Origin of the sequence: Flavobacterium algoriphilum (genome assembly GCF_048158655.1) — a bacterium.
Classification (GTDB): domain Bacteria; phylum Bacteroidota; class Bacteroidia; order Flavobacteriales; family Flavobacteriaceae; genus Flavobacterium; species Flavobacterium algoriphilum.
This window is the reverse complement of record NZ_JBLNKY010000006.1, coordinates 190567-216018: the sequence shown is the minus strand read 5'-3', so window position 1 is coordinate 216018 and position 25452 is coordinate 190567. Positions and strand designations below refer to the sequence as shown.

General features: G+C 34.0%; 20 protein-coding genes. 17 read left to right on the top strand and 3 right to left on the bottom strand.

Annotated elements, in window-relative coordinates; translation table 11 throughout:
- Positions 1-152 precede the first annotated feature (152 nt).
- The 9 genes from ACM55G_RS11925 to ACM55G_RS11885 all read left to right on the top strand — a co-directional run bounded on the left by ACM55G_RS11925 (position 153) and on the right by ACM55G_RS11885 (position 13447).
- Positions 153-2525, top strand: coding sequence for a TonB-dependent siderophore receptor (locus tag ACM55G_RS11925; RefSeq protein WP_416844162.1), 2373 nt, complete (start codon positions 153-155; stop codon positions 2523-2525).
- A 55-nt stretch (positions 2526-2580) separates the two neighbouring features.
- On the top strand, positions 2581-3729 hold the full coding sequence (locus tag ACM55G_RS11920; RefSeq protein ID WP_416844160.1) for a PepSY-associated TM helix domain-containing protein: 1149 nt from the start codon (positions 2581-2583) through the stop codon (positions 3727-3729).
- Between the two features lie 281 nt (positions 3730-4010).
- Positions 4011-5525: an ankyrin repeat domain-containing protein gene (locus ACM55G_RS11915; RefSeq protein WP_416844159.1), complete on the top strand. Its 1515-nt coding sequence runs from the start codon at positions 4011-4013 to the stop codon at positions 5523-5525.
- A 4-nt stretch (positions 5526-5529) separates the two neighbouring features.
- Positions 5530-6012, top strand: coding sequence for a DUF2271 domain-containing protein (locus tag ACM55G_RS11910; RefSeq protein WP_416844157.1), 483 nt, complete (start codon positions 5530-5532; stop codon positions 6010-6012).
- Between the two features lie 91 nt (positions 6013-6103).
- The gene (locus ACM55G_RS11905; protein ID WP_416844155.1) at positions 6104-8302 is read left to right on the top strand and encodes a PepSY domain-containing protein; all 2199 of its coding nucleotides are present in this window, start codon (positions 6104-6106) and stop codon (positions 8300-8302) included.
- A 217-nt stretch (positions 8303-8519) separates the two neighbouring features.
- Positions 8520-9521 (top strand): FAD:protein FMN transferase, encoded by a 1002-nt coding sequence (locus tag ACM55G_RS11900; RefSeq protein WP_416844154.1) that lies wholly within the window; start codon positions 8520-8522, stop codon positions 9519-9521.
- Between the two features lie 17 nt (positions 9522-9538).
- Positions 9539-9811 (top strand): hypothetical protein, encoded by a 273-nt coding sequence (locus tag ACM55G_RS11895; RefSeq protein ID WP_416844153.1) that lies wholly within the window; start codon positions 9539-9541, stop codon positions 9809-9811.
- A 446-nt stretch (positions 9812-10257) separates the two neighbouring features.
- Complete coding sequence (locus ACM55G_RS11890) at positions 10258-12564, top strand: TonB-dependent siderophore receptor (protein WP_416844151.1); 2307 nt, start codon at positions 10258-10260, stop codon at positions 12562-12564.
- A 514-nt stretch (positions 12565-13078) separates the two neighbouring features.
- A complete protein-coding gene (locus tag ACM55G_RS11885) occupies positions 13079-13447 on the top strand; it encodes a VOC family protein (RefSeq protein WP_416844150.1) in 369 nt (122 codons plus the stop codon).
- Positions 13448-13528: 81 nt separating this feature from the next.
- Here ACM55G_RS11885 and ACM55G_RS11880 read toward each other — a convergent pair whose 3' ends face one another.
- A complete protein-coding gene (locus ACM55G_RS11880) occupies positions 13529-13852 on the bottom strand; it encodes a hypothetical protein (RefSeq protein ID WP_416844148.1) in 324 nt (107 codons plus the stop codon).
- 611 nt (positions 13853-14463) lie between these two features.
- Here ACM55G_RS11880 and ACM55G_RS11875 point away from each other — a divergent pair.
- On the top strand, positions 14464-14592 hold the full coding sequence (locus ACM55G_RS11875) for a hypothetical protein (protein ID WP_416844147.1): 129 nt from the start codon (positions 14464-14466) through the stop codon (positions 14590-14592).
- A gap of 168 nt (positions 14593-14760) precedes the next feature.
- The gene (locus ACM55G_RS11870) at positions 14761-15549 is read left to right on the top strand and encodes a hypothetical protein (protein WP_416844146.1); all 789 of its coding nucleotides are present in this window, start codon (positions 14761-14763) and stop codon (positions 15547-15549) included.
- A 76-nt stretch (positions 15550-15625) separates the two neighbouring features.
- Here the strand turns inward: ACM55G_RS11870 and ACM55G_RS11865 are convergent, their stop codons facing one another.
- On the bottom strand, positions 15626-18259 hold the full coding sequence (locus ACM55G_RS11865) for a valine--tRNA ligase (RefSeq protein WP_416844145.1): 2634 nt from the start codon (positions 18257-18259) through the stop codon (positions 15626-15628).
- A 218-nt stretch (positions 18260-18477) separates the two neighbouring features.
- Between ACM55G_RS11865 and ACM55G_RS11860 the strand changes: the two genes are divergently transcribed.
- Positions 18478-18867: a DUF1573 domain-containing protein gene (locus ACM55G_RS11860; protein ID WP_416844144.1), complete on the top strand. Its 390-nt coding sequence runs from the start codon at positions 18478-18480 to the stop codon at positions 18865-18867.
- A 54-nt stretch (positions 18868-18921) separates the two neighbouring features.
- Here the strand turns inward: ACM55G_RS11860 and ACM55G_RS11855 are convergent, their stop codons facing one another.
- A complete protein-coding gene (locus tag ACM55G_RS11855) occupies positions 18922-20250 on the bottom strand; it encodes a PDZ domain-containing protein (protein ID WP_416844143.1) in 1329 nt (442 codons plus the stop codon).
- Positions 20251-20375: 125 nt separating this feature from the next.
- Between ACM55G_RS11855 and ACM55G_RS11850 the strand changes: the two genes are divergently transcribed.
- From ACM55G_RS11850 to lgt, 5 genes are all read left to right on the top strand, one after another.
- Positions 20376-21593, top strand: a complete 1218-nt coding sequence (locus ACM55G_RS11850; protein WP_416844142.1) for a pyridoxal phosphate-dependent aminotransferase — start codon at positions 20376-20378, stop codon at positions 21591-21593.
- Between the two features lie 234 nt (positions 21594-21827).
- Positions 21828-22499 carry a GTP cyclohydrolase I FolE gene (folE, locus tag ACM55G_RS11845; protein ID WP_416844141.1) on the top strand — a complete coding sequence of 224 codons (672 nt, stop codon included), beginning with the start codon at positions 21828-21830 and terminating at the stop codon, positions 22497-22499.
- A 125-nt stretch (positions 22500-22624) separates the two neighbouring features.
- Entirely contained in the window at positions 22625-24103 is a 1479-nt protein-coding gene (gene cysS, locus ACM55G_RS11840; RefSeq protein WP_416844140.1) for a cysteine--tRNA ligase, read from the top strand.
- A gap of 80 nt (positions 24104-24183) precedes the next feature.
- Entirely contained in the window at positions 24184-24432 is a 249-nt protein-coding gene (yidD, locus tag ACM55G_RS11835; RefSeq protein WP_416844139.1) for a membrane protein insertion efficiency factor YidD, read from the top strand.
- A gap of 64 nt (positions 24433-24496) precedes the next feature.
- Positions 24497-25429 (top strand): prolipoprotein diacylglyceryl transferase, encoded by a 933-nt coding sequence (gene lgt / locus ACM55G_RS11830; RefSeq protein ID WP_416844137.1) that lies wholly within the window; start codon positions 24497-24499, stop codon positions 25427-25429.
- Positions 25430-25452: the final 23 nt, after the last annotated feature.

Below are 25452 nucleotides of genomic sequence, written 5' to 3'. Positions count from 1 at the left end.
AAGGTTTTTTTATGCCTAAAATAATGAAAATCATCTTGTTAAAATATTATTTTTAATTAGTCTAAATAATACTTGTTACATAAAAATTAAATTTTATTTTTGCTTTATTCTTATTTGTTCTAAATAAGCATTAACTCATTTAATTTTTAACCATGAACTATTTAAAACAACGAATACCTCAATTTATTTTTCTCTCTTGTTTATTACTACTTTCTATACCCACCGCATTTGCCCAAAACGCCGGTAGTGTAAAAGGAACCATTTTGACTAGCGACAACAAACCAGCCGAAGGAGTTTCAGTTTCTATAAAAGGAGTTAACAAAAATACTATTGCGGATAACAATGGAACTTTTATACTAAAAAACATATCCGAAGGGGTACATAATCTAAAAATTACTTTGGTTGGGTATAATGACTTGGAGCAAGAGGTAAAAATTACTACTGGAGAAATTACTACCGTAACATTAAAACTTACCTTATCAAACAATGAGTTGAACCAAGTGGTTGTTTTAAGTAACAAAAGTGCTTTCAAAACCAATCGTGTTTCCTCAACACTTCGCTTGCAATCGCCTATTATTGAGATTCCGCAAAACATACAAGTTATAACAGGAAAACTTATTCAAGACCAACAAATTTTTGATATGCTGGAAGGGGTGACCCGCAATGTCAGTGGCGCAACAAGAGTGGAACACTGGGATAATTATGCCAATATTACAATGAGGGGCAGTCAAGTGGCCGCTTTTAGAAACGGTATGAATGTCAGTTCCACTTGGGGCCCACTTACCGAAGATATGAGTATGGTGGAACGTATTGAATTTGTAAAAGGTCCTGCAGGATTTATGCTCGCAAACGGCAACCCGAGCGGTTTTTATAATGTTGTCACCAAAAAACCAAGCGGACGAACCAAAGGCGAAGCAAGCCTAACGCTGGGAAGTTTTGATCGGTATAGAGGTACCATGGATTTTGACGGAAAACTGACCAAAAACGGAAAATTATTGTATCGCATCAATGTAATGGGCGAAAAGAAACAAAGTTATCGTGATTTTGATTTTAATGATCGCTACACATTTGCTCCTGTATTTAAATATTTGGCAACCGATAAAACAGCCATTACACTGGAATACACGCAGCAATTTTCCAAAGTAAATGCAGTAGGCGCCAATTATGTTTTTTCACACCGAGGATATGCTGATTTACCAAGAAGTTTTTCTACATCAGAAGCTAATTTAGATCCTACAAAAATGACAGAAAGAAATATTCTTGCCATTTTAGATCATAAAATAAGTGATAAATGGAAGTTTACTGCTCAAACATCCTATCTTAATTACCAACAAGAAGGAATGTCATTATGGCCCACTGGCTTTGACCCAACCAACGATGCAATTCTTAAACGTGCTGGGGGAAATTGGGATATTTTAGGAAAAATATATGTTGGACAAGCTTTTGTAAATGGTGAAGCTACAACAGGATCAGTTACCCACAAAATACTATCGGGATTGGATTTAAGTGACAAAACATTTTTTCATGACTGGTCACAATATTTTACTATGCCAGATTTAGACATCTACAATCCGGTACATGGAACACTGGCTGCTTCCCCTACTTTCGACAGAAGTAAAAGACTGGAAGATAGAGGCGTAAAATACCAGAACAGTTACAAAGCACTCTATGTACAGGACGAATTGGGTTTCTTTGACAATAAACTTAGATTAACATTGGCAGGAAGATATACGATACTTAAAGCGTATAATGTTTACTCTGGTGGGACCAAAAATGAAAAATTCACACCAAGAGTTGGTTTGAGTTATTCTATTGATAAAAACACGGCTGCCTATTTTGTAAACGACCAATCTTTTAAAGAGAACTACGGTACGAACTGGCAAGGCCAATCTTTTAAACCTGAAACTGGGGGAAATATAGAATTTGGTTTAAAAAGAGACTGGTTGAACGGAAAATGGAATTCAGTTGTTTCGGTTTACCAAATCACCAAAAATAATGTACTGACATTAGATCCCGAACATTCCTCCGGAACGCAACAATTCAGTAGAGAAAGCGGACAACAAAAAACAAAAGGTTTTGAGGTCGATATTAGAGGCGAAATCTTCAAAAACTTAGACCTTATTGTTAACTACGCCTTTACTGAAGGAAAAACAACCAAAGATACTGATCAATCACTTGTGGGAACTCAAGTTGCAGGAACTACAAGACACATCCAAAATGCCTGGTTGAATTATAAAATAGATCGAGGAACGCTAAATGGAGTTGGTTTTTCATTAGGATACCAATACCAAGTAAAAAGAGCACCATGGTATATTTCGCCTGATAATAGTGGCATGCTTCCAGACTATTTCCGATTGGACGGAGGAGTTACATACCAAAAAAACAAAATAGCAGTCAACCTTGTTGTCAATAATATCTTGAACAAATACTTGTATTCTGGAGGATATTATAGCTATAGCGATATGTATTACTGGCAAGCAGAAGCGGGAACCAACATGCGCTTATCTGTTGCGTATAAATTTTAGAGTTAGTTTGTTTAACTAAACTCCTCATTTCGGTGGGGAGTTTTATCCATTTTTAATGAAAAATAATTTAAAAAAAGGAATTGGAAAAATACACTTATGGCTTGGTTTATCATCGGGCATAATCGTTTTTATAATTGCCTTAACCGGTTGTTTGTATGCTTTTCAAGAAGAAATACAAAATATCACTGAAGAATATCGCTTTGTAAAAGAGCAGGATGTTGCTTTTTTACCTCCATCAAAATTAGCTGTAATTGCTCAAAAAGAACTTCCTGATAAACTGCTTCATGCGATAAAATACTACGAAAAAAATAATGCGGCTGAAGCTGAATTTTTTCATTATGAACCCACCTATTACTATACAATTTTTATAAACCCGTATACAGGACAAGTTTTAAAAACAGTAAACAATGAGGAAGGGTTCTTTCCTTTTATATTGGACGGGCATTTCTACCTTTGGTTGCCTCATGAAATTGGGCAAACAGTTGCAGCGTCGGCGACATTAGTATTTCTGCTACTGCTAGTTTCGGGTTTAATCCTTTGGTACCCAAAAAACAAGAATGCAGCCAAACAACGCTTTTGGTTCAAATGGAAAAAAGGCACAAAGTGGAAAAGAAAAAATTATGATTTACACAACATCACCGGTTTTTATGTACTAATCATCGGAATTATTTTCGCTATTACGGGTTTAGTATGGGGATTTCAATGGTTTGCCTACTCCTATTATAAAGTATCCGGCGGTGAAAAATCGTTACTATATGAAGAACCGCTTTCGAAAATAAATGCAAAAGCAACTACTCCTACAATCGCAAACCCATTGGATAAAATCTGGTATCAAATGCAAAAAGAATATCCCCAGGCGGAATCCATTGAAATACATCCGCCAGAAAAAGCTACTTCTCCAATAGCTGCCAATGCTAATTCGGACAAAGGAACCTATTGGAAAATAGATTACCGTTATTTTGATCAATACAGCTTGAAAGAAATAAATGTTTCCCATGTGTGGGGCAGACAGAAAGATGCTAAAATTGCTGATAACCTGATGAAAATGAATTATGACATTCACACCGGAGCAATAGTAGGTTTACCGGGGAAAATATTCGCGTTCCTAGTTAGTTTATTTATTGCAAGCTTACCAATTTCTGGATTTTACATTTGGTGGGGACGAAATAAAAAAAAGAAAAATACAACAACTTCCCCAGTTTAAAACAATATAAAAAAGCATAATTAAAGAATTTAAGTAATGGCATTAAACCTTTCCGTTATTTTTATATCTAAATAAAATAATTGAAAAATCAGTAGTGCTTTTTTGAATTAAAATATGGCAGATAGGCAAAAAAAATACAATAAAATTTTCTCTTTATTAGGATAAATAATAATTGGTATTATACTATTTCTTTTTACATTTGCGTTATTTTTATTTATTCTAAATAATCAAGGTTAAATAAACCCACGTACCCTATTAATAAGAACCTTTATAAAATATTTATGAAACAGCATCTTTTTATTTCTTTGGCCTTAGTCGCTTCTTTATTTGTTAGTGCGCAGCAAAAAAACAAACTTTTGGAGCAGTCTTTTTGGAAAACAGCCCCAGATGTCAACGCAGTTAAAGCTGAAATAGCAAAAGGAAACAGCCCGTCAACATCTACCGCAAATGCTTTTGATGCAACCGTTATGGCAATTAATAATGATGCGCCTGTAGCCACTATAAAGTTTTTATTAGAACAACCCGGAAACGAAGTCACTAAATCTACACACGATAACCGCATTTATTTACACTGGGCTGCTAATAAAGGAAATATAGAAATCATAAAATACCTGATAGCTAAAGGATCAGACATAAACTTAGAAGACAGCCAAGGAACAACCCCAATTACATTTGCAGCCAATAGTGGTCAAAACAATACCGCTGTTTACGAGACTTTTTTTAAAGCTGGAATAGACCCTAATAAAAAATACAGAGACGGAGTAAACCTGTTGCTTATGGCTATCCCTTTTGACAAAGATGGTACACTTTCTACCTATTTTGTTTCGAAAGGATTGTCCCTTGCAGCTATTGATTCCGATGGTAATACTGCCTTTAATTATGCTGCAAGAACTGGTAACGTAACACTTTTAAAAACGCTATTAGAAAAAGGAGTAAAATACAATGATAATGCGCTAATTATTGCCGCACAAGGTTCCCGTAGAGAAGCAAATAATATTGAAACTTACAAATACTTGGTAGAGGAATTAAAAATTAAACCTACCGCAACGAGCAAAACAGGAGAAACTGTACTTCATTTTCTAGTCAGTAAACCAAAACAAACTGAAATCATCAATTACTTTTTAGCCAAAGGAGTAGACGCCAATAAAGCCGATAACGAAGGGAATACTCCATTAATGGTTGCTGCCGCATCCAGAGAAACTGCAGCACTAGAACTGTTATTGCCAATTGTAAAAAATAACAATCCGCAAAATAGCAAAGGAGAGTCGGCATTGACAATGGCTGTAAAGTCAGGAACTCCGGAAGCCATAACACTTCTTTTGAGTAAAGGTGCTGCTGTCAACGTTGAAGACAAAGATGGAAACAACTTGGGATATTACTTAATACAGTCGTACAGACCGCAAATGGTAATGGGGAGTGGACCAGAAGCGGCTAATGCACCAAAACAACATCCTTTTGCTGCTAAAATAAAATTGCTTCAGGATAAAGGATTAAATTTAGCCACTCCTCAAAAAGACGGCAGTACGCTATACCACTTCGCAGTAGCCAAAAATGATTTAACTTTACTGAAAAAAATTGCCGATTTAAACATCGATGTAAACACAAAAAACAAAAATGGTTTAACAGCGTTGCACAAAGCAGCGATGATTTCTAAAGACGCAACCATCTTAAAATACTTAGTGTCTATCGGTGCCAAAAAAGACATTAGCACCGATTTTGACGAAAGTGTTTACGCCTTGGCAAAAGAAAATGAGTCTTTAACAAAAAATAACGTATCTCTAGAATTTTTAAAATAATATTATGACGTCAATACTAAAAATAGGCCTAACAGGTGCGTTACTATGCCTTTTATCTTTCCAAGCTGCTGCACAAAACAGTAAATACAAATGTATGCTCCAAATGTCCAACTATATGGGAGAAGGCGCTTATATTGTGGTTTCACTTGTAAACGCCAAAGGCGAATATGACAAAACGCTGTATGTAATGGGTGACGATAAAAAATGGTACAAAACCCTTAAAGAATGGCATAAATATTATTCTAAAAAACCTTCGGATATCAGTGCCAAAACAGGAGCTTCAGTAACTGGCGGTGACCGCAGTATAACCACCATAGAAATTGAAGATGCTAAAATCAATAAAGGGTATAAATTGCGTTTTGAAACAGCAGTAGAAGATCATAAATATTATACCGCTGATTTAGAAATTCCTCTTACCACCCAAGGAATTGCTGCAAAAACAGAAGGCAAAGGGTATATTCGCTACGTAAGATTAAGCAAAATATAAAATAAACGGCTTTTGCATTAAACCATATAAGTCATATAAACTTTTACAAAACGTAAAATTTATATGACTTATATGTTAAAATTTATTATAAATGACTCTTTCTTTTTGGCGTTACTCACACTTGGCTTTGGCTGTATTTTCTGCTGCATTTTTAGTGTTGGCATCCTTAACTGGTGTCATACTCGCAGTTGATGCGATACAGCAGAAAACACCGCCTTACCGAGTGGAAAATTTTGAAAAAATAACGCTGGGAGAAACCTTGCTTGTATTAAAAAAAGCCTATCCTGAAATAACGGAATTAAGTGTTGACCACAATCAATTTGTGACCCTGCAAGGTATCGATCAGGAAGATAATGATGTCAATGCCTATATTAATCCCAAAACCGGAAAAATAATAGGCACACCCGTAAAAAAAAGTGACTTTATCCAATGGACTACGGCGCTCCACCGTTCTTTATTTCTTAAAGAAACCGGGCGTTTTTTTGTTGGTTTTATTTCCTTTTTATTAGTATTGATTTCCATTTCGGGTTTCGCATTGGTTCTTAACAGGCAAAGAGGCCTTCGCAATTTCTTTTCTAAAGTCATCAAAGACTATTTTGCTCAATATTATCATGTTGTATTGGGTAGATTAGCATTAATTCCCATTCTGATAATTGCCCTTTCCGGAACGTATTTAACCATGGAAAAGTTCAACTTTTTCATCGAAAAAACAGATAAAGAAGAAAACACCGAAATGGCAGCAACCACCTCTGTTTCAAAAAAAGATACTGATTCGTCTGTATTTAAAAATACGCTTCTGGCTGATGTTCAAAAAATTGAATTTCCTTTTTCGGATGATCCAGAGGAATATTATAGCATTACATTAAAAGACCGAGAAATCGAAGTCAACCAAATCTCGGGTGCTATTGTAAGTGAAACCCCTTTCCCGATGCAAACTTTAGTATCGGATTTAAGTCTTGATTTGCATACTGGGAGAGCAAGTATTTTATGGGCGATTATTTTAGCAATAGCGAGTTTAAACATTCTGTTTTTTATCTACTCCGGTTTTGCCATGACGTTAAAGCGAAGATCGAGCCGCATTAAAAACAAACACAAAGCCGATGATAGCAAATTCATTTTGTTAGTAGGATCAGAGAATGGCAGTTCACTTCGATTTGCCAATGCCATTCATAAACAATTGCTTGCTTACGGACAAAGTGCTTACATTACTCAGCTTAATAATTATGCTGTTTTTCCAAAAGCAGAACATTTTATCGTATTTACTTCAACCCACGGACTGGGAGACCCTCCTTCTAATGGAAGTAAATTTATAGCACTGATAAACAAAACCGAACAAAAGCAAAAAATCAATGTTTCGGTGGTAGGTTTTGGTTCAAAGGCGTATCCTGATTTTTGTGGTTTTGCCCGTGAAATAGATATCTTATTGGCAAAACAGAGTTGGGCGGAACGCTTTTTAGAATTACAAACCGTAAATGACAAATCGGCTGAAGAATTTGTAGGTTGGGTAAAATTATGGCGTACCAAAACAGGAATTCCTCTTTCCTCCACCCCATCAGTATACAATCATGTTCCAAAAGGGTTGCAAAAATTGATGGTACTTGATAAAACTGCCATTTCTGATACGGAACATACTTTTTTACTCACATTACGAGCTAATATGAGCGCTAAATTTACGTCGGGTGACCTCTTGGCTATTTATCCTGCAAATGACACACGAGAACGCCTCTACTCTATCGGAAATCACAACGGCAACATACAATTAGTGGTAAAACTGCATCCTTCTGGTTTGGGTTCAGGCTATTTATATGATGTTGAACCCGGTTCGATTATAAAAGCAAGAATCCTCAAGAACGCTGCTTTTCACTTCCCGAAAAAGGCATCCAAAGTGGCGCTAATTTCAAATGGAACCGGTATTGCGCCCTTCCTGGGAATGATGGAACAAAATAAGAAAAAAACAGCCATTCATCTGTATTGTGGTTTTCGAAAAGTAACTGAAACTGTTTTAGGCCATGAAAAATTTGCTGCTGAAATGATTCAAAAACAGCAGCTTAAAAGTTTTCATGTGGCTTTATCTCGCGAAACGAACCATCATTATGTAATGGATCTAATCAAACGAGATGCTGATTTTTTCATGGATTTGCTGACACAAGAAGGCGTGATAATGATTTGCGGTTCGCTTGCAATGCAAAAGGACGTGGAATTTGCCCTTAATGAATTATGTTTTGCAAGAGCAACTATGGGAATTGCAGACTATAAAGCTAATGGACAAGTGCTGACGGATTGTTATTAAGTCCTCTCCGAAGCAGAAGGAGCCAAAACTGGATAAAATAATAATCATTAATGTTTTATATAAACATATGGATTGGTTATTGCTCTGCGTGAGTGATGGCAGTGGAGCTCTTTTTTAGGAGAGGCTTTTTTTGCCTCTCCTAAAAAAGCTGGAACGTACAGCACGACCCGAAGTTTTTACGGAGGGTCACGCCCAAATTATTTTAACACTGAATTTTATGTCTACAAAATACTTCTTTTTGCTGATTGCGATACTTTTTGTGAGTCATGGAAGTTTTGCACAAATCGTACGAAAAAGAACCACCTTACTTATGGGCGGTCGATTTGACATTACCCTTGTAGCAAAGGATTCATTATCGGCAGAACAAAACATAGACGCTGTTATTGCAGAAATTACACGAATCGAAAATTTGATATCCGACTGGAAACCGGATTCACAAGTATCTGAAGTGAACCAAAATGCGGGTATTCGGCCAGTGAAAGTGGATAAAAAAGTTTTTGAATTAACGCAAAGAGCGATTCGGTTTTCTGTAGTGACCGATGGCGGTTTTGACATCAGTTTTGCGGCAATGGATAAAATCTGGAAATTTGACGGTTCCATGACGGCTATGCCTTCGGCTGAAGCCATTCAGAAATCGGTTGAAAAAGTGGGCTATAAAAATATAATTTTGGATAGTGTTCAATCCACCATTTTCCTGAAACTAAAAGGGATGAAAATTGGATTTGGCGCATTAGGAGAAGGGTATGCCACCGATAAATGCCGGGATATGATGCTTGCAAAAGGGATTAAAGCCGGGATTATAAACGGATCAGGAGATATGAGTACTTGGGGAAAACAGCCTAACGGGAACCCTTGGAATATCGGTATTACGAATCCTTTTCATCCTGAAAAATTTTTAGCTGTCGTTCCATTACAACAAGATGCTGTAACCACTTCGGGCAGTTATGAAAAATTTGTTGTTTTTAAGGGCAAACGCTATTCACATATCATTAATCCGGCAACGGGTTATCCAGCTACAGGCTTATGTAGTGTGACCGTTTTTGGACCTAATGCAGAAACGGCAAACGGCTTGAGTACTTCGTTAATGGTTTTAGGAAAAAAAGCAGGACTGCTTCTGCTCAATAAATACCCAGATTATAGTTGTTTAATGATTACAGACGATGGAAAAGTAGTGAAATCAAAAAACTTCCGAATTAAAAAATTTAAGGCGCGGCTTTAATTACTGTCTCCTTTAAATTGTCACAAAGACACACTAGAAAAGCCATTATCAAAAAAGCCCATTTCATACTTAAGATTTCAGAAATAAATTTAACCATTGGCGGTGCAAAAAACCCAAGATATCCAATAGTAGAAATAGAGGTAAGTACATTGCCATTACTCAAGCCTTTTGATTTTCCAGCGATACTAAAAATCAATGGAACTACTCAGGAAACACCTATCCAAATCCTGAAACGAAAAAAACACTGTGTTTGCTACTCTATCCTTTGGGGGAATTCCTTCCATTTTTAAAATAGTTTACAATCATTTTAGGGAATAGTTCAATTTATTTCGAGTGCATAATTAAGTTTTTTTAAGCCGTTTTTATAGTAAATACTATAACCTAGAGTTTTAAACTTAAACTGCAAATAAGAGAATACAGGCACCAAAAAGTTAGGTCACAGTGCCAGAGTATAGCTTATTGCTTTAACAAAAATTAACATAAAAGATTTTCAAACTCTTTTTATAGCCATAATTTCAAAATTTATAGACTCAAAATAATAACATTACCGATAAAAAGACCAAAAACAGAAAGCATTCTACAAAAAAAATTGTTTTATTAAAACATAAAAAACTGAAATACAATTAGTTAAATACATGTTGAAATTTTATTAATATTTAATCTAAATAAGTTTTGTTAATTGAAATGTGGGTTTTATATTTGCATCGTTATTTTTAATTATTCCAAATAAACAATCATGAAATATATTTTACTCCCAACATTAACCTTATTATTTAGTTTATCCTGCTTAGCACAAGGATCAGCAAATGCTTCTGATGATGAAACTATATTTTCAGGATTTGACACTATAAAAAACAAAAGGGGACGAGTTCTTAAAGAAGTTATTATAACGCAAAACCAACAGAAAAAACCTGTTTCTGCTTTGAGATCAGGTTTAAAACCAATGGACACTCCGCAAAGCGCACAAGTTATTGGTGCTGAAATCATTGAGCAACAACAAGCTATTCGTTTAAGTGATGTAATAAAAAATGCCAATGGTGTTTATGTAGGCTCCGCACGTGGTGGTGCACAGGAATCATTATGGTCAAGGGGATATGATATGTCTGCCAACAATATGTTCAAAAATGGGTTTCGTTATAATGCAGGTTCTATCCCAGAAGTATCTTCTTTAGAAAAAGTAGAATTTCTAAAAGGAGGTTCCGCTTTATTATTTGGCAATGTAGCTCCGGGAGGAATCTTAAATTTGGTTACTAAAACACCAAAATTTACACAAGGTGGTCAACTGTCAATGCAAATAGGAAGCTTTGCATTTTACAAACCAGCTATTGATTTTTACGGACCAATAAACAAATCTATCGCTTATAGATTTAATGCTTCTTACGAAAATTCAGAAAGCTTTAGAGATTTTGTAAAAAACGACCGTCTTTATATCAACCCCTCTTTCCTTTTTAATGTAAGTGATAAAACTCAAATTACAGTACAAGGAGATTATCTAAGTGCAGATTGGACTCCTGATTTTGGCACCGGAATTATTGGTAAAACCATTTTAGATATTCCGCGCAACAAATATTTTGGAGCACTTTGGTCAACAGGAAACACAAAATCAGCCAGTGCTTCGGTATTATTCAATCACGATTTTAATGACAACTGGAAATTAGGCTTCAATTCCTCTTTTCAATCATACCGCAGAACTCAAAAATCTACGGCACAGTTAAACACGATTGATGTCAATGGAAATTGGAAACGTGGTCTAACACAAGCTGACGTTGCCGAAAAAATATTTGCAGATCAATTGAGCTTGCAAGGAACTTTCAATACAGGAAGTATTAAGCACCAAATATTCACAGGAATTGATTATGAAAATTCTTCTGCACCAAGTTACACTTTTGGTTTTTATTCCACACCAACAGCTACAACAGCTATTACTACCGAAAGTACTACTATAAATCTATTTGCGTATGATTATAGCACACAAAGCCTAAATATACCATACCCGACCAGAGCAACCCAACTAGCTAATACCAATACGGAACGTTTAGGTGTATATGCGCAAGATTTGATTTCGGTTACCGATTATATCAAGGTTTTAGCAGGAGTTCGTTGGTCTTGGCAAGAAAGTGATGTTACGACCTCCAAAGAAGTAATAACAAAAGTTAATGGAGTTGATACCATCACAACTACGCTTGAAAATGCTATTCCTGCAACAGGAACCAAAACCATAAACAGAGCCTATTCTCCAAAAGCAGGTTTGGTAATTCAACCTAATAAAGATTTGTCTTTGTTTGCCAGTTATTCAAACTCTTTTACTCCTAACACAGGAACAACTGTAGATTTAAAACCATTAGACCCTTCTATCATAGACCAATACGAAATAGGTATCAAAAAAGATTTCTGGAAAGGCATTTTGAGTACCAATGTAACTGTATATCAAATTCAAAACAACAATTTGGCTCAAACAGTTCAATTTGGAGCAGATGGTATTTCACCAAACGTAAACACCAATTTAAAAGAATTGGTAGGAGGTACAAAAGGTAAAGGTATAGAAATAGATATTACTGCTAGACCAGTTCTAGGTTTAAACATCAATGCAGGATATAGCTTTAATGAAACCAAAATTTCAAAATCTTCTGGAACAAGCGGGAGTCTTGTAGTGGGAGATCTTTTAGCAAGAACTCCTAAGCATACTGCCAATTTAAGCTTTTTCTACAAATTACCTAGTGGAGTATTAAAAGGACTAACTTTTGGAGCTATCGGAAGCTATATTGGTAACCGTACAGGGGGGTGGAATGACCGTTATGTATGGACAGAAAACAAACCTGCAACTACTCCAAAAAAATATACTGTAACTATCGAAGACCGAGATATTCCACTACAAGGATACACTACTATTGATGCTTCTCTCGGCTACGATTGGGAAAACGTATCGATTTTGTGCAAAGTATCTAACATTACAGATAAATTGAATTATACTGTACACGAAAATTACAGTGTGAACCCAATTGCACCTCGTCAAGTAATGGTAAGCTTAAAATACAAGTTATAATTTAAAAATTTCTGTTTAGTTTAATTTCTCTAAAACTTTTTCTGTCTCTTTCATTTTTTGAAAAGCAGAAAAAGTTTTTTGATTTTAACAACCTCAAAGTGTTTCTATAAACTAATATTCCTTTATTAAATTAGAAATAGCATAACGTGAAATCCTATCTTTTTTAAAGAACTCATATCAGGAGTAATTACCAAAGCTCAAAACAAGGAAAGGGTATTTGATTGGAAGAATTTATACCATATTTAGTTAAAAAAAAATAATTTACTTTTGATTACAAATAAATAGGAACCAATTATTTTGGAAGAAATAGAAGTTGGCGAGAAAAATTTTTAAAACATATTAGATTTCGTTGAAAAGCGAATCAAAATAAAAGAATAAAAATATACTTGTAACAACAGTCAGGAGTACTGTAGCTTTATTAAAATTGTCATTTTCAACGTATTTTCATTTAAATAACCATAAATCATAAAAATCAATCTATTATTGAATAAAAAAAAAATAAAAAATAAAAAAAATGGAACATAAATCAAAATCAATTCGGCCTTTCATTGGAGCTAAAAACTATGAGTTATCCCTTAATTTTTATAGAGACCTAGGTTTTCAAGAAAGCATTTTATCATCTGATATGTCCTATTTCGATACGGATGGATTAGGCTTTTATTTACAAAATGCTTATGTTAAAGATTGGATAGATAATACTATGGTTTTTATGGAAGTAGCTAATGTCAAACAATTTTGGACTGAATTATTTAAATTAAAACTTACCTCTAAATATGATACTGTCAGATTATCGCCAATCCTTGAATTAGAATGGGGAAAAGAATGTTTCTTACACGATCCTTCAGGAATTCTGTGGCATTTTGGAGAATTCAACACCAAATAACTTTGCCATTTTTTGAGATAAGGTAAATAACCAAGATTAACAATTACACTAAAATTAAGTATAAACAAATCGTTAAAAAACTCAGTTGATTAAAATTCCGTTCTTCTCAAGTAGTTCAAAAAGAATGATACTTTGATTTGGATCATATTTCTCAATCCCACTTTGATACCATTTCTCTATCATATCGATTTGATGTGAGGTATAGCCATCATCATCTATAGGTAAGCCAAGCAAACCTGCAATAAGAAAATCTTCTAAGATTTTGTCAGTAACAATACGTTGGGGAATTCCTTCGCTAACATATCCGTTCATTCTTTCATAATCCAATCTGCCAGAACTAAATCCAGCGATAAAAGCATCATTTTTTTTTCCGGCGTTAAATTGCTGAAATGGATTCAAACCCATTGAATATCCTTTAAGATAATCTTCTCTATAAGCCGGACTAAATATTTTTTTCATTTCTTATTAATGTGGTATTTAAAAATTATATGCCAAACATATTAACAATATGTCAGTAAATACACAAAAATCGTTTAAAGGAAGAAAAACTCTTTAAAACACAGTCATAGTTCCGTTTGTCGATAAAATATTGCTTCGTGTATAACACAAAATCTTCTGTGTTTTTTTCAGGAAATAGATTATTTCTCTTCCTGTCACAAAAAATTCTTACCCTTTAATTGTAATGATTATTTCATTGTTTTGAGGAACCATTAATTATTTACATAAAATATCAAGCCAACACCAATTTCAGAATGTTTATACCGTCAAAACAATGACACTTTGAATTAACTAATGATAAAAATTTGTGATCTAGAAGTATCTCAACTATTCCTTTTCAAAGAACAATCCTACTTAGGTCGCTGTAATGTAGTTTATAAAGATCACGGTATTGTGTTTTATGAATTGAGCGATGAACAACGCATGATGTAGCAACAGTATGAAAAGCAATTGCCGCAGCTTTCAATCCTACTAAAATTAACTATGGAGCTTATAATGATACATTATCGCATCTACACATGCATATTGTTCCAAAATGTAAAGATGAATATGGTTTTGGAAGTGTTTTTGAAATGAATCCACAAAAAACACTGTTTTCTGATGCCGAATATACTGAGGTAATAGAAAAAATAAAAGCTGGATTATAACAAATGTAAATTCTTTAAATTAGATTTCGCTTGCAGTGGCTTTTAAGATTAACACCAATATTTGCCTTGTCTTTTTATCCTATATTTGTAAAACTAAAGATTCTATTATAGAAAAGCTCTTGATTACAAAAGAGATAAACGTTTACATTGCTTAATAAAATTAATTAAATGAATAAATTGATACTCTTAATTGGAGCTTTATTATTAGCCTTTACATCTTGTTCAGAAAATAAAACTGAAACCCCAACTAAAGAAAAGCCACTGCTCAAAACAATACAAGAGATTAACCCCTCAAATGGCACTACGACAACATTTACGTATGCAGGAGATAAAATTACCCAGGCTACAGCTGGTCTTTACATGGGAGTTTATAAAATTATTTATACCTACACAGGAGATTTAATTACCCAGGAAGATGGTTATATAAATAATGTACTTTATGTTAGTACCGAATATACGTATGAAAATAGTAAGCTAAAAACTGTTATTTATAAAGAAACAAATAGTGGAACTATTTCTCCAGCGATGAATCTAAATAAATTAGTTTACACATACGTATCTGAAAATAGTGTAGATATTGATATCTATACGTATTCTAACAACAATTGGGAATTAAAATTTACTAAAGCAAAAATTTATTTTAGTGCTGGAAACATTATAAAAAGAGAGCAATTCACTGGTAATGGAGGAGTTTCATCTATTCGTTACGAATATGACAATACCCCTAATATCTATAAAAACATAATGGGATTCGATAAATTATTTTTCACAAGTTCTTTTACAAATACTTTTAATAGGCACTTTAACATTCAAGATATTAGTAACACTAATAATATAATACATACCGAATCAGACCACTATAAATACAATCATAATTCAGAGGGCTATCCAGTGGAAAAGCACAGTTATTACACTGACACTGCTTATCTTATCGAAAAAACATATTCTTATTATTAATATCCCACTAAATGTAAAATCCCAGTCCTGAAATTTCAGAATTGGGATTTTATATTTCAAAAAAAGAATCTAATCTTTATTTTAATCCAGCCAAACTGTGCTTGATGGTTTCAATTTTAGATAAAGCATCAGCTTCTTTTTGTCTTTCGTTTGCCAAAACTTTCTCCGGCGCACCAGCCACAAATTTCTCGTTCGCCAGTTTGTTTTGAACGGATTTCAAGAAACCTTGCGTATACACCAACTCGGCAGTCAATTTAGCAATTTCTTCCTCCACATTGATATTTCCGGTAATTGGAATGAAATACTCATTTGATTTTACACGGAAAGACAATGCGCCTTCCACTTTATCCGAAACATATTCTAACGAAGTGATATTCCCTAATTTAGTCACCACCGAATCAAAATAAGTGGATGCTTTATCATGGTTCACAATTTTTAATTCAATCGTATCTTTGAACGGAATATTCTTGTCTTTACGAATTGTTCTAATTCCTGAAATCACATCAATAGTATTCTCGAAATCAGTAATTAAACCCGCATTAAAAGATTTCAATTCTGGCCAAGTCGAAACGATCAACGCATCTTCCGTAGTTCTTTCGGCAAGAATTTGCCAGATTTCCTCTGTCAAGAACGGCATAAACGGGTGCAATAATTTCATGTTATTTTCAAGCATCTCTATCGCTTTCGCAAAAGTTACGCTGTCAATTGGCTGTTGGTAACCCGGTTTTATCATTTCGAGAAACCAAGAACAAAAATCATCCCAAACCAATTTATAAATTCCCATTAAAGCATCGGAAATTCTATATTTTTCAAAATTGTCTTCAATTTCTAAAAGTGTTTGTTGCAATTTGGCTTCATACCATTCAATCGCTACTTTTGAAGATTCCGGTTGCGGAATAGCATCCGAAACTTCCCAACCTTTTATCAGTTTGAAGGCATTCCAAATTTTATTGGTAAACGCTTTTCCTTGGTTACACAATTCTTCATCAAACATAATATCATTTCCTGCAGAAGCGCTTAAAAGTAATCCTACACGAACACCATCGGCACCAAATTTCTCGATTAAATCCAAAGGATCAGGAGAATTCCCTAATGATTTAGACATTTTACGTCTTTGCTTGTCCCGAACCAAACCTGTCAAATACACATTTGTAAATGGTTTTTTTCCTGTATATTCATAACCCGCAATAATCATTCTCGCTACCCAAAAAAACAAAATATCCGGACCCGTTACTAAATCATTGGTTGGATAATAGTATTTAAAATCTTCACTCTCCGGATCCATAATTCCTCCAAAAACAGACATTGGCCACAACCAAGAAGAAAACCAAGTGTCAAGAGCATCAACATCCTGAGTTAAGTCTGAAGTTGTAAGTAGTACGTTACCGGTTCTTTCTTTAGCCAAAACTAAAGCTTCTTCGATAGATTCAGCAACTACGAAATCTTCTTTTCCATCACCATAGAAATAGGCTGGAATTTGTTGTCCCCACCATAATTGACGAGAAATATTCCAGTCACGAATGTTATTCAACCAATGTGCGTACGTATTATTAAAACGTGCTGGATGCAGTTTAATATCACCATCAACTAAAACAGATTGGATTGCTGGTTTTACCAAATCTTCCATTTTCAAGAACCATTGGTCTGATAAACGCGGTTCGATAACTGCTTTGGTTCTTTCAGAAGTTCCTACTTTATTCAGATGAATTTCAGTTTTGGCCAAAGCCCCGATAGTTTCTAATTCTTTGGCAATACCTTCACGTACTACAAAACGATCTTTTCCTTGATAATGCAATCCAAAACTATTTAAAGTAGCATCTTCGTTGAAAATATCAATAATCTTCAGATTGTGCTTCTCGCCTAGCGCTTTGTCATTCATATCATGGGCAGGAGTTACTTTCAAGCAACCTGTTCCAAATTCGATGTCAACATATTCATCTTCAATAATAGGAATTACTCTTCCGCAAATAGGAACAACCGCTTTTTTGCCTTTCAAATGAGTGAAACGTTCGTCATTTGGATTAATACAAATCGCAGTATCTCCAAAAATAGTTTCCGGACGTGTGGTAGCAATCGTCAGAAAGTCTTCACTTCCTTCAATTTTATATTTTAGGAAATACAATTTCCCTTGTTGTTCTTCATAAATTACTTCCTCGTCAGACAAAGTAGTTTTAGCTTCAGGATCCCAGTTTACCATTCGGTATCCTCTATATATCAAACCTTTATTATATAAATCTACGAAAGAACGAATTACAGAAGCTGACATATCAGGATCCATCGTAAACTTGGTTCGTTCCCAATCACAAGAAGCTCCTATTTTTTTTAATTGGTCTAAAATTACGCCCCCATATTTGTCAGTCCATTCCCAAGCGTGAGCCAAAAATTCTTCACGAGTTAAATCATTTTTATTGATTCCTTCTGCTTTTAATTTCGCTACAACTTTAGCTTCAGTCGCTATAGAAGCATGATCTGTTCCAGGGACCCAACAAGCGTTAAATCCTTTGAGACGCGCTCTTCTAATTAAGACATCTTGTATGGTATTATTTAACATGTGTCCCATATGTAAAACTCCAGTGACATTAGGTGGTGGAATTACAATGGTATATGGCGTTCGATGGTCTGGTTCCGAATGGAAATAATTATTCTTCATCCAGTAATCATACCACTTATTCTCAATGGTTTTGGCGTCAAATTGTGCAGGAATTGTCATTTTATTGTGGATTCGTTTAATCGTTAATTCGATTGTTTGTTTGTTTAGTTAAACGAATAACCAAATCAACAAATAACCTTTTAAAATTTGGTCTAATTTTTGTAATTCTAATTGAGAGCAAAAGTAAATAATTAAGTAGACTATAAAAAGAGAAATAAAAATTTGTGCATTAATTAAAACAAAGTACATTTACTTAACAGAATCAAATAAAAATGAAAATGAAAAAAATAATTACTTTAATAGCAATAGTATTTGTAAGCTGCTTGGGTTTTGCACAATCTGGAGCTAAAATTGATTTTGCGGCTAAAGACAATACCATTGATTACGGGAAGATTTCGAAGGGAAATGATAACGGGATAAGAATATTTGAGTTTACAAATACAGGAGACGCACCCTTAATTATTACCAATGTTTTATCTACCTGTGGATGCACCGTTCCGACAAAACCCGAAGGGCCGATTATGCCTGGGAAAACTGGAAAAATTGAAATTAAATACAATATGACTCTAGGACCAATACGTAAAACTATCACTGTAGAATCTAACGCAGTAAATTATGAGGATGGCAGAGTGGCGCTAAAAATTAAAGGAGAAGTCATTGCCAATTAAACTTTTAAAATAACAGTAAGCGCTTTTTGAAATCATTCAAAAAGCGCTTTTTTTTTATAAAATATTTTGTAACTGAAATTTAATTTTATGAATTTGTCCCTCTCTTTCAATTTCTAATGTAATCCATTTTTCTTCTTCTGATTTAAAGAGAGAATTAATTTCCTGCAAAGAATATTTATAACCGGGATTTTTATTAATTGAAATAATTATGTCCCCTTTTTGCAAACCGCTATTCGCTGCAGGTGAATTTTTTCTAACGTTAGTAATTTCATACACGGGTTTTAAATTAAATTTATATTTAAAATCGCTAGTATTATTTAATTTAAAAGGATTATCTGTTGACACGACCGTAGGCACAGTCTCAAGAGGTACTGTCTCTTGCACCCATTGTAACCCATTATGCTGTATTTCAACTCCGCTTTTATTATAATTAAACGGCGAGTTATATTCTCTATTTTTCTTTAAATACAAAAAACCATTTGTGTAATCAAAAACAACTATAAATCTTCTTAAAATTTCACTTCCAACAGAACCTACTCTTCCTGAAACCATTTTTACATTCCGTATTGAACTGGAATCCGGGAAAGCAGCAATAGGATTATGAAATTCAAACGCTGCTATTTTAAATTTTGAAATTCGGGCCCTTTTCCCTTCAATATCTCCACTAAATCCTTTGCCCAAATAATCCTCAAAACTTTTAGAAGGAACTTTTATTACTCTAGAACGATTTTCAAAAAGCCAAATTGCATCACTGTTGCCAATATCAATTAATAATTTTGCAGGAAGCGCAACGGAATCTATAGTTACGGTACTGACTATGTACGGTTTGAGTCTTTCTATTGAAATAGCAACCTTGTCAAATTTTTTTTGTGTTTTTTTTCTATTTTTTTCAATATTCCGATTAACAATTATTCTTTTTTTATCATAATTGATTTCAACCAAATTATTTCTAAAAAATTGATATCCAATAATTCCGTTCACTGGAATTCCCACATGAGAAGACAAATTAAAATCATCATCCAAAACTATATACAATAAGTATTTTTTTGCCTTTAATGCTCCTATTTCTAAGACATTATTAGTCGATTTTAATCCTTCGATGGCATCTTCACTTCCTAAACCGCGCAAAGTGATTTTTTCGACATTAGAAAATTTAATTTCTTTTTTATCTTCCAAACTAAACAGAATAGTTTCTTCAACACCCGAATCTAACAAAAAAAATAATTCTACCCCGTTAACCTTGATGGGAATAAAAATTAAATTATTAATAAATTTGAATGGAATAGTCACTTTATCAACCTTTTCACTAAATTCAAAGCCATCTTGCGCTAAAATAGTCAAGGGGCTCAAAAGAAAAAAAAATAAAATAATTGCCTTTTTCATCAAAAATTATTTCTATAAAGTTACTAAAAATACAACATAATTATGTGTTTTTAACACCAAATAGACGTACTAATTGCAGTAAATTTGGAAAAAAATTCGCAAATTTGCATTTCAATAATTAAATCATGCCAGAAATATCAAACAGAGGCAAACAAATGCCCGAATCACCAATACGAAAATTGGCTCCTTTTGCTGAAATCGCTAAGAAAAAAGGCCATAAAGTATATCATTTAAACATTGGTCAACCCGATATAAAAAGTCCAGAAGCGGCCATTAAAGCCATTAAAAATATTGATTTAACAATTATTGAATATGGTCCTTCAGCTGGTTATGAAAGTTATAGAAAAAAATTAGCGCAGTTTTATACCAATCAAGATGTAAAAGTATCTTTTGAAGACATCATGATAACTACTGGTGGATCTGAGGCACTTTTATTTGCGTTGGGAAGTATCATGGATCAGGGAGATGAAATCATCATTCCAGAACCCTTTTATGCTAATTATAGTGCTTTTTCAGCAGAGTCCGGTGCTACGGTAGTTCCGGTAAATTCTGTTTTTGAAAGTGGTTTTACATTACCTCCAATAGAAGACTTTGAAAAACTAATTACTTCAAAGACCAAAGCAATTTTAATTTGTAATCCAAGTAACCCTACTGGTTATTTATATTCTGAATCAGAAATTTTGCAATTGGGAAAACTAGCCAAACAATACGATTTGTTCCTTATTGCGGATGAAGTATACAGGGAATTTATATATGATGAAGACATTCATTATTCGGTAATGAATCTTGAAGGACTGGAACAAAATGTTATCATGATCGATTCAGTATCCAAGCGATACAGTATGTGTGGTGCTAGAATTGGCTGCATGGTTACCAAAAATAAAGAAGTAATTTCAGCAGCCATGAAATTTGCCCAAGCTCGTTTGTGTCCCCCAACGATTGAACAAATAGCTTGTGAAGCAGCCATTGATACTCCTAAAAGTTATTTTGACGAAGTAATCTCAGAATATAAAGAACGTAGAGATACCTTAATTTCTGAATTAAATAAAATCGAAGGCGTAATCGTTACCAAGCCTAAAGCCGCTTTTTACTGTATTGCGCAACTTCCTGTAGATAATACAGATCATTTTGCACAATGGCTTTTGGAAAGCTACGAGTTGGATGGTGAAACCGTTATGGTTGCTCCTGCTGCCGGCTTTTACTCGACACCAGGAATGGGACTAAACCAAGTGCGCATCGCTTATGTTCTTAAAAAAGAAGACCTAATTAGCGCCGTTCGCATCCTAAAAGAAGCAATTCCAGTTTATAATTCGACTCGATTAAAAAAATTAATTGAAGCATAATAATTAAAAAATACTTTTTGTTATTCTGATAACCAAAAGCTTTTAAACCGTTTACAAAAAGGCAGTAACCAAAAAGTTATTGCCTTTGTTTTTTTGAAACAATTAGAAAATCCTGCTTTGCCGATGATTGCTATAAAGTCATCATTAAATAGTATAAACGATAGAAATTCTTTAGTTTTTATTAATTATCTTTACTGCTTAAATTTACATACCCAATATAATAGTACCTTTTTGATGATAAATAACGAAGAATTTCAAGACGAAATAGGAAATAATCATATTAGTACAAGTGCAAAAAATCCATTAAGAGAAGATGCATTTGCTATTTCAGATGAAGAAAAAATAGAAAGAATTAAAAAAGATGTCGAAAATATTCTGATTACACTTGGAATGGATTTGACTGATGACAGCATGAAAGGAACTCCAAATCGTGTTGCTAAAATGTTTGTAAAAGAAATCTTTGGAGGATTGAATCCAACAAGAAAGCCAAAAGCATCTACTTTTGACAACAATTACAAATACGGCGAAATGTTAGTCGAAAAAAACATAACTCTTTATTCTACTTGTGAACATCATTTATTACCTATTATAGGAAGAGCTCACGTAGCTTATATTTCTAATGGAAGAGTAATTGGGCTTTCTAAAATGAATAGAATTGTAGAATATTATTCGAAAAGACCACAGGTTCAAGAGCGTTTAACGATGCAAATTGTTCAAGAATTACAAATGGCATTAGGTACTGAAGATGTCGCTTGTGTGATTGATGCCAAACATCTTTGCGTGAATTCAAGAGGAATTAGCGATATTGAAAGTAGCACGGTTACATCTGAATTTGGAGGGAAATTTAAAGATGTCCAAACTCGTAGAGAATTTTTGGATTATATTAAATTAGAGACGAAGTTCTAAAATACAAATAAATTCTATTTAACCGATAAAAACACTAGCCCTGATGGAAGCGGTATCCTTTTTATGGTTTTTTTAGCCAGAAAAAGATATAGCGTACAGCGGGAAAAGCTCCAAAAAAACTACAAATGCCATTATATAAAAGTCAAACTCTAAAAATATACAATTCTCTTTCAGGAGAAAAAGAAACATTCACACCTATTCATGAAGGCAATGTTGGAATGTATGTTTGCGGACCAACGGTTTACAGCAATGTACATCTTGGTAATGTGAGAACATTCATGTCCTTTGATGTTATATTTAGGTATTTTTTGCATCTGGATTATAAAGTGCGTTACGTTCGTAATATTACTGATGTAGGACATATTGTAGATGATGTGGATGAAGGAGAGGATAAAATTGCAAAAAAAGCACGTTTGGAGCAATTGGAACCGATGGAAGTAGTACAGCGTTACACGGTGGATTTCCATGATATTTTGAATGCCTTTAACTTTTTACCGCCAAGTATTGAACCAACCGCAACGGGTCATATTATTGAGCAAATTGAAATTATCAAGACTATAATCGACAAAGGAATTGGCTATGAAGCCAATGGATCTGTTTATTTTGATGTGGTTAAATTCAATGAAACCAATCATTATGGCAGATTAAGCGGGCGAAATATTGAAGATATGCTTGCAAATACCAGAGATCTTGACGGACAAAGCGACAAAAGAAATCCGCAGGATTTTGCGCTTTGGAAAAAAGCAGAACCACAGCATATTATGCGTTGGCCTTCGCCTTGGAGCGATGGTTTCCCGGGGTGGCACCTGGAATGTACCGCCATGAGTACCAAATATTTAGGAAATCATTTTGATATTCACGGAGGTGGAATGGACTTAAAATTTCCCCATCATGAATGTGAAATTGCTCAAAATGAAGCTTGTACAGGACAAACGCCTGTAAATTATTGGCTACATGCCAATATGCTGACATTAAACGGTAAAAAAATGGCTAAATCTACGGGGAATAATATTTTGCCTAGAGAAATATTGACTGGAGAAAATAGTATTTTAAGCAAAGCTTTTTCAGCATCAGTGGCGCGTTTCTTTATGTTACAAGCACATTATAGAAGTATTCTTGATTTCTCTGATGATGCTATTGTAGCAGCTGAAAAAGGACACAAGAGATTAATGGAGGCAATAGATGCTGCAAAAGATTTAAACGCCAGTCCAAACTCTTCAATCGACATTACTGCATGGAAACAGTCCTGTTATGATGCTATGAATGATGATTTTAACACACCTATTCTAATCGCACAATTATTTGAAGGCGTTCGTTTTATCAATCTATTAAAAGAAGGAAAAGAAACCCTAACCCTTGAAGAGTTAAAAACATTTACCCGCGCAATTAATGGGTTTGTATTTGATGTTCTAGGATTGAAAGAGGAGAAAGTTTCCGACAGTAATAATGATAAGTTAGAAGGCACTGTAAATCTTTTAATTGAAATGCGAAAACAAGCCAGAGACAATAAAAACTTCGCATTGTCTGATCAGATTAGGGATCAATTGATTGCTTTAGGCATTCAATTGAAAGACGGAAAAGAAGGTACTACTTTTAGCATCTAGACAACAGATTTCAGAGGACAGATTAAAATATTGAATAACAAATATTGAATGTTGAAGTTTTAAATCCGAATACCAAAATCATGCTATCAAGAATCCTTATTTTTCCATTTGTATTTCTTGTTCGGTTTTACCAAACCGCTATATCCCCTTTTACTCCTTCAGCTTGTAGATTTCAGCCTACCTGTTCTTCCTATATGATAATAGCGCTACAAACACATGGGTTATTTTATGGAGGCTTTTTAGGTATGAAAAGAATTTTAAGCTGTCATCCTTGGGGAAAAAGTGGTTACGATCCTGTTCCTGAAAAAAAATGCAATCATAAACATTAACTTTATATAAGTACTATTTTTACTTTAAATATATATTTTTACACTTCATAAAAAACAATATTAAATGACACACGCTTTGAACATAGTTTGGAATCCATCTGAAGGTATTGATTTAGGTTTTTTCGTAATACGTTATTATAGCCTAATGTTTGTAATCGCTTTTGGATTAGGGTGGTATATCATGAAAAATATTTTTGAACGGGAAGGCGAATCCATAGAAAAATTAGATTCTCTTTTCATTTGGACTGTCCTTGCAACATTGATTGGAGCTCGATTAGGTCATGTTTTATTTTATGATTGGGAATATTTTCGCAATCACTTACTGGAAATATTTTTGCCTTTCCGATTTTCACCTAAGTTTGAATTCACAGGTTTTCAGGGTTTAGCGAGTCATGGAGCTGCAATATCAATAATCATTGCAATGTATTTTTACAGCAAAAACATATTAAAAAGACCCCAATTGTGGATTTTAGACAGAGTTGTTATTCCAGTTGCAAGTGGAGCAATATTTGTGAGACTAGGAAATTTTTTCAATTCGGAAATTGTAGGTAAAGAAACTACGTCTGCATTTGGGATACGTTTTCTACGCGATAAATTTAGTCCTGCAGATGCTGTTAACGCTACTCAAATATCTGAACCGAAGGCTGCTTATCATGCTATAGTAGCGGATCCAAAGTTTGCAGCTTTATTAGAACAAGTTCCTACTAAACATCCTACTCAATTATATGAAGCATTTTGCTATATTTTTGTATTTGCCATATTATTTTTCATGTATTGGAAAACTGAAGCAAGACTTAAATCTGGCTATTTATTTGGTATGTTTTTAGTGTTGCTTTTTTCAGTACGCATTGTTGTAGAATCTGTAAAAGAAAGTCAGGGCGGTTTTGAAAATGATCTGGGTTTACTTTCTACAGGACAATGGCTAAGCATTCCTTTTATTCTAATAGGATTGTATTTCGTTTTTACTGCCGAAAAGCATGTTAAAGTAGAACATTAAGCCTATAAATAAACACTAAACAA